The 6,009-nt window shown below is 62.8% G+C and carries 3 protein-coding genes and 2 rRNA genes; 1 reads left to right on the forward strand and 4 read right to left on the reverse strand.

Going from position 1 to position 6,009, the window contains the following annotated elements; translation table 11 throughout:
• Positions 1–81 (reverse strand): 16S ribosomal RNA (locus AC56LW_RS23905); the annotation flags it as partial.
• A gap of 555 nt (positions 82–636) precedes the next feature.
• On the opposite strand from AC56LW_RS23905, the gene AC56LW_RS23910 reads away from it, so the two are divergent.
• On the forward strand, positions 637–2,751 hold the full coding sequence (locus tag AC56LW_RS23910) for a TonB-dependent receptor family protein (protein WP_499638328.1): 2,115 nt from the start codon (positions 637–639) through the stop codon (positions 2,749–2,751).
• On the opposite strand, the gene AC56LW_RS23915 is transcribed toward AC56LW_RS23910, so the two are convergent.
• The 3 genes from AC56LW_RS23915 to rrf form a co-directional block, all read right to left on the reverse strand.
• Positions 2,729–4,261, reverse strand: a complete 1,533-nt coding sequence (locus AC56LW_RS23915) for a DUF3482 domain-containing protein (RefSeq protein WP_499638331.1) — start codon at positions 4,259–4,261, stop codon at positions 2,729–2,731. The two genes, AC56LW_RS23910 and AC56LW_RS23915, sit on opposite strands and share 23 nt — an antisense overlap.
• Entirely contained in the window at positions 4,258–5,736 is a 1,479-nt protein-coding gene (locus AC56LW_RS23920; RefSeq protein WP_499638334.1) for a DUF2868 domain-containing protein, read from the reverse strand. The genes AC56LW_RS23915 and AC56LW_RS23920 overlap by 4 nt, the downstream gene beginning before the upstream one ends.
• A gap of 176 nt (positions 5,737–5,912) precedes the next feature.
• A 5S ribosomal RNA gene (gene rrf / locus AC56LW_RS23925) occupies positions 5,913–6,009 on the reverse strand; the annotation flags it as partial.

Here is a 6,009-nt window from a genome sequence, read left to right on the forward strand (position 1 = left end):
TGCCCCGCGCTGCCGTTCGACTTGCATGTGTAAAGCATGCCGCCAGCGTTCAATCTGAGCCAGGATCAAACTCTTCAGTTCAATCTCTGTTTGTTGGCATTTCTGCCACCCTGCCTTGCGGCAGGGGTCGCTCACTCAAAATACTGACCGTTACTCATTGCTGAGCAACGTATTTCTTTTTTGTGAACATTTGATAATTTAAGTAATCAAAGACCGAAGTCTTTTGCACCTTCATCAAACGCCCACACTTATCGACTGTTAATTTTTAAAGAACTTTATTCGGTGCTTCTTGCTGTTAGTAGCGAATCGTTTTGTTCGCTGCAGCAGAGAAGAGAGATTATGCTGTGTTTCCGAAATCTCGTCAACTCTTTCTTTTCGCTTCGCCTCAGATTTCTCTGTAGACCTTGCTCTCGTAACCACTTGATTACGTTAACTTTTTCGGTCAGTGCCGAAGCGGAGGCGAACTATAACAAACCTCCCCCGGGTTCCGCAAGCCCTCCTGCAAAAGAATCTTCACACCCGACGTATTCGCATGCGGCTACGTCTCCAGCAGGATTCTGGCTCCCAAGGTATATTCCCCGGTTAAATAATATAAGACCAACTTTCACACTCTGCACGCAATACTTTGGGGAAATAATGAAGCATCCTGTCCTGCGCCGTACCACGATCGCCGCCCTTTGCGCCTGCTGGCCACTTGCCGCCATTGCCGATGACATCCGCAATCCAATGAACGTGGTGGTCATCAGTGGCACGCGCGCTGAACACACCAGTTTCGACCTGCCCGCCGCGATCGATGTCGTCGATGCGGCGCAGATCGGCGCCGCGCAGTTGCGCGTGAACGCCTCCGAAGCACTGGCGGCGGTGCCGGGGGTCGTCGTGCGCAATCGCGAGAACTACGCGCAAGACCTGCAAATCTCGTCACGTGGCTTTGGCACGCGTTCGGCATTCGGTGTGCGCGGCGTGCGCCTCGTTGCCGACGGCATCCCGGCCACCATGCCCGACGGCCAGGGCCAGGCCGCGACCTTCAACCTCGATGTCGCCGAGCGCATCGAAGTGCTGCGCGGTCCTTTCTCTGCGTTGTATGGCAATCACTCGGGCGGCGTGGTCCAGTTGTTCACGCGCGAACCCACCGACAAGCCGACCGTGGAAGCCAGCTTCACCGGCGGCAGCTACGGCCAGCGCAAGCTCGATACGAATGCGTCGGGTCGCAGCGGCGGTATCGGCTACCTGATCGATGCGTCGCGCTTCGAGACCGATGGCTACCGCGACCATAGTGCAGCCACGCGCGACCAGGCCTATGCCAAGCTGGTGGTCGAGCCAACGTCGACCAGCCGCCTGGTGATTACGGCCAGTGGGCTGCGCCAGGACGACACGCAGGATCCGCTGGGCGTGACATGGGACACCTTCCGCCGCGATCCACGTGCGGGCGAGATCGACACCACCGATACGCAATCGCCACAGCGCACGCTGGCCGATCGCTACGACACGCGCAAGAGCATTGATCATCAACAGTTCGGCGCGACGTTCGAGCAGCGCTTCGGCCAGGATCGCCTGCAAGTGACGGCTTACGGCGGTAACCGCCGCGTGATCCAGTTCCAGTCGTTCTCGCGCGGCTTCCAGGCGCCGGCCACGCACTCGGGCGGCGTCATCGATTTCGACCGCGACTTCTATGGCATCGACGCCAACTGGCGTGCAGTGCGCACCGTTGCCGGTGGCACGCTGCGCACCACGGCAGGCCTCGAAATGGCGCAATCCAAGGATGCGCGCCAGGGTTTCGAGAACTTCATCGGTACGACCTTTGGCGTGAAAGGCAATCTGCGGCGCGATGAACAGAACGACGTGACCAGCGTCGACCCGTACGTGCAAGTCGAATGGGAACGCGACCAGTGGGTGCTAACCGGCGGCCTGCGTCACAGCCGCGTGGACTTCGACGTCGAGGACCGGTATCTCTCCAATGGCAACGACAGCGGCGGCACCGACTTTCGTCATACGACGCCGCTGGTCGGTGTGCTGTACAAGATCTCGCCCACGCTGAACGTGTATGCGAGCGCCGCGCGCGGCTTTGAAACACCAACGATGAATGAGTCGTTCTATTCAGGCACAGGCGGCGGCTTCAACTTCGCACTCGAGCCGGCGATCGGCACGCACCTTGAAATCGGCGCCAAGGCGATGGTGGCCCGCGGCGTGCGCGTCAACGCCGCCGTGTTCCAGGTGAAGACCAAGGATGAACTGGTGGTCGATGCGTCGTCGGGCGGCCGCACCAGCTATCGCAACGCGAGCGCCACGCTGCGCCAGGGTGGCGAGCTGTCGGTCGACGCGGAACTGGGCGCCGGCTGGAATGCGCGCATCGCCATGAGCATGCTGCATGCGATCTACGACGAAGGCTTCGGCGCCGTGCCAAAGGGTAGCCGCCTGCCGGGCGTGCCCAAGTCGAGCTTCTACGGTGAATTGGGCTGGATGGAAGCGGCGGGCCGTTATGGTGTCGCACTCGAGACGGTCGCCAACAGCCGCGTGTACGCGGAAGACACCAACACCGCGCAGACAGCGCCTGGCTATGCGGTCGTCAATGCCCGCGTGCAGGCGAGCCAGCAATTTGGCGGCTGGCGCCTGCGCCAGTTCGCGCGCCTGAACAATCTGTTCGACCGCGACTATGTCGGCTCGGTGATCGTGGGCGACGCCAACCGCCGCTATTACGAAGCGGCGCCTGGCAGTAACTGGCTGCTGGGCGTCAGCGCGCAGTATCAGTTTTAGTCAGGTCCACCGGGGCCGCGGACGGGGACGGGGCCGCTGCTGGCGGCTCCTGCCCCGGCAGAGCAACATCCGGATACAGGCGCGCCAGCGTCGCCGTCACCGCCGGCACCAGAACAGCCTGCACCAGTTTGGTGGCTGCGCCCAGGTCCGGCGCGGCGCGTACGGATTGCCACAGTTGCGCGCTATCGACACCGCGGGCAGCCAGTGCGCTCTCAGCCTCGGCCTGCCAGAACGGCGGCGCTTCGCTTTCGACATAATTGCCGCGTCCACGGCCAAAGTGCGCCACTGCCAGATAGCGCAGAATCGCGCCCACCAGCATCTGCTGCAGGAACGGGTCGGCGAACTTCACGTTTGCCTGGTTGCGATCGGTCCCCTGATTGAAGCCCCACGCGGCGCCGGCAGCCGTGATGCCGCCAGCGATCGCGCCCAATAACGCGCCGGCGCCCATCGTCAGGCCGCCCGCCATCAAGTCAGCCGACAGACCGGTGGTTGCACCCGCCACCACCGCACCCAATAATCCAGCCTGCGCCTTGTCCACTGGCGCGTTAACCGCGAAGTTGTCGCGCACGCGTGCATTGACAGCGACGGCCTGCCCCGGATCGATGCGATACAGGGACAGCATGCGCGCCGTCGCATGATTGATGCCGTCGTTCAGGCGCTGCACGAGCGCTGCCATCGCCAGCTCTTGGCGGCGCGCTTCATCCTTGCCGATGCCGACCGCTTTCAACGCGCTGCGCAACATGCCCGGCCGTTGTTCGTCCAGCGCCTCGGTATCGCGCGCGGTGGCGGCAATCTGTTCGGCGTTCATCTGCAAGGCGCTTGCATAGCGCTCGCGATTGCGCGCCGCCCAGGCAGACAGCAGGCGCGCATACGCGGGCTGCTTCTCGGCTGCGATCAGGTGCGTGACCGATTCGTAGAACACGTGTTCATGCACCCAGCAGCGGGCGAATGCATCGAGCGGCAGCACTTCCTTGACGACCGAATACTGGGCCAGATGCTGTTTCCAGCGCTGTGGCTCGGCCTGTTCTTCGCTGGCCGGACGCGGTGGTCCGATCTGGTTCAGCAGCACGACCACGGGTTTGCCGAGCCATTCGAGGATATTCATCTCGGACGGCAGATAGCCCGCATCCTGTGGCGACTCGGACGAGTTCACCAGGTAGAGCACCACGTCGGCTTCTTCGCGCGCAGCGCGCAGTGCCTGCTGGCTGAGGAAGAACGGACGGTCGCGATAGCGGTCGAAGACCTCGCGCAGAAACCAGCCGATCGGATTGCCGGCCATGGCCAGGCGTTTGTGCAGACGCACCGAATCGCCGAAACCGGGCGTGTCCCATAACACGAGCGAGTCGCCAGCCGGTGTGGACAGCAGCGGGTAGCCTTGCGAAATCTGGGTCACGTGCGCAGCGTCGCGGATTTCGCCGACGTCCATGCCAACCAGCGTGCGTGCCAGTGTGGTCTTGCCGTTGTTCGTATGCGAGACGAGGGCGAACTGGATCTTGGCAGGCTGGATCATCGCAGCTCCGGCAGGGTCAAGCCCGCACCCAGTTCAAGCGGGTACTTATCCGGTTCGAGCAAATTGACGACATGGGCCGACGTGCCATGGAAGCTGCAGAACTGCCGCCACAGCGAATGACGCTCGGCGGCGCGTTCAGCGCCGACCTGGTCGCCGATACGCTCGAGCAGCGCCGATTCATCAAGCAGCACCGCGACGCCACGAGGCACATGCTTGACCAGATAGTCGAGCATCGCGCCGTGATTTTCCTTTTCTGGCGTCGCAGCTAGGCTGAACAGCACGGTGGTGACGGTGATGCCGGCTTCGTTCAGCATCGTTTCGCGCAATGCGTGCTTCGGTTCGATGCCATACGCGACCGCCGGCAGCAGCTGCACCCTCGCCTGCCCACCCAGGGCCGAAGCTGCGATTGCCCACAGGCCGCGGTCACGCGGCTCGTCAAGCGTGTAGGTATACGGGATCACGCGCAGCACGGCCGGCGCGCTGGTACCGATGCTGTCAGCCAGTTTGCGGTAGTACGGCTGGTCGAGGTCGAGGGGGAAGTGACGCGACAGATGGCGCGCGCGCAGGCCGGCAACAATCGCGAGCAGTACGCGTGGAATGATCACCAGCAGCAGCAACGTCGCGCCGTACAGATGAACCCAGCGTTCGCCAACCGGCAGGCCGGCGCTGCCGCCGAAGCGCAGTTGCTCGATCTCGGCCAGCGTGAAGCCTTGCAGGAACGGGAACACAGTCAGCGCTGGCGTGAACAGCCACGACAGCAGCGTGTGGACTTGCTGGGCGTCGAGGAAGGTGCTTTCCCAGCCAGTTACGTATTGGGTGAGCAGGCCGCGCGCATACAGCGACGCGACGGCACCGAGCGCAAAGCCGGCGGCCGCGAGATGCACCGTGCGGCTCAGGCGCGCACGCGTCAGCGGTTCACTGAGCACGGCCCAATCTGCCAGAAAGTGAGCAACGCCTTCGGCCAGTGCGGTGGGAAGCTTGCGCGGCGCGACGGCCTTGCCCACGCTCAGTCGGCGCAGCAACGGCGCACCGCTCTTCTTCTTGCGCGCGGCAGGAACGACCGCCCATATCAGAAGGCCTAGGTAGACCAGCAGGTTCCAGGCGATGATGATCAGGAGCGGTGCCGACAGGAGGTCGACACGGTGCGGATCGGCGATGCGGTCTAGCGCGGCGCCAAGCACGAAGGCGATGAACGGCAACGCGAACCAGATCCCGCGCATGCCGGGCGCGCGGCGCTGGAACGCGCCGAAGGCCGGCGTGCGTTCGCCGAGGCGCTTGAGGATTTGCTCGGCGCGCTGCTGCAGGAAGTGCTGCTGGTTGACGGCCGTATGGCTATCGGCCGCCTGCCATGCAGCGAGCTCGCGTGCGCTGCGGGTGGCGTACTTGCGATCGTCGTCGCTCAGTACGGTATGACCAACGTCGGCGTGCTCGATCGCGCGCGCCAGCACGACATTGCGTGCAACCTGTTCATTCATGCTGTTCCCGTGATTGAAATGACAATGATGATGAATGCATTGTGCACCAGATTCACGGGCGTTGGCGGTGGGGTGGCGCACCGTGCTCGTCACATCGACAAGTGAGCACGATAAAGCGATCGCCCAAAGCGAAAAGCCCCACTCAGATCACTGAGCGGGGCTTTTCTATATAACTAGCCTGACGATAACCTACTTTCACACTGGTTGCAGCACTATCATCGGCGCAAAGTCGTTTCACGGTCCTGTTCGGGATGGGAAGGGGTGGGACCGACT

The sequence above is a fragment of the Telluria sp. LT2P80 genome (genome assembly GCF_059685955.1).

What these genes read in the sequence shown, in the direction of transcription:
- AC56LW_RS23920 (WP_499638334.1), bottom strand. Translation starts at nt 5,736, where the DNA reads ATGAATGAACAGGTTGCACGCAATGTCGTGCTGGCGCGCGCGATCGAG.
- AC56LW_RS23910 (WP_499638328.1), top strand. Translation starts at nt 637, where the DNA reads ATGAAGCATCCTGTCCTGCGCCGTACCACGATCGCCGCCCTTTGCGCC.
- AC56LW_RS23915 (WP_499638331.1), bottom strand. Translation starts at nt 4,261, where the DNA reads ATGATCCAGCCTGCCAAGATCCAGTTCGCCCTCGTCTCGCATACGAAC.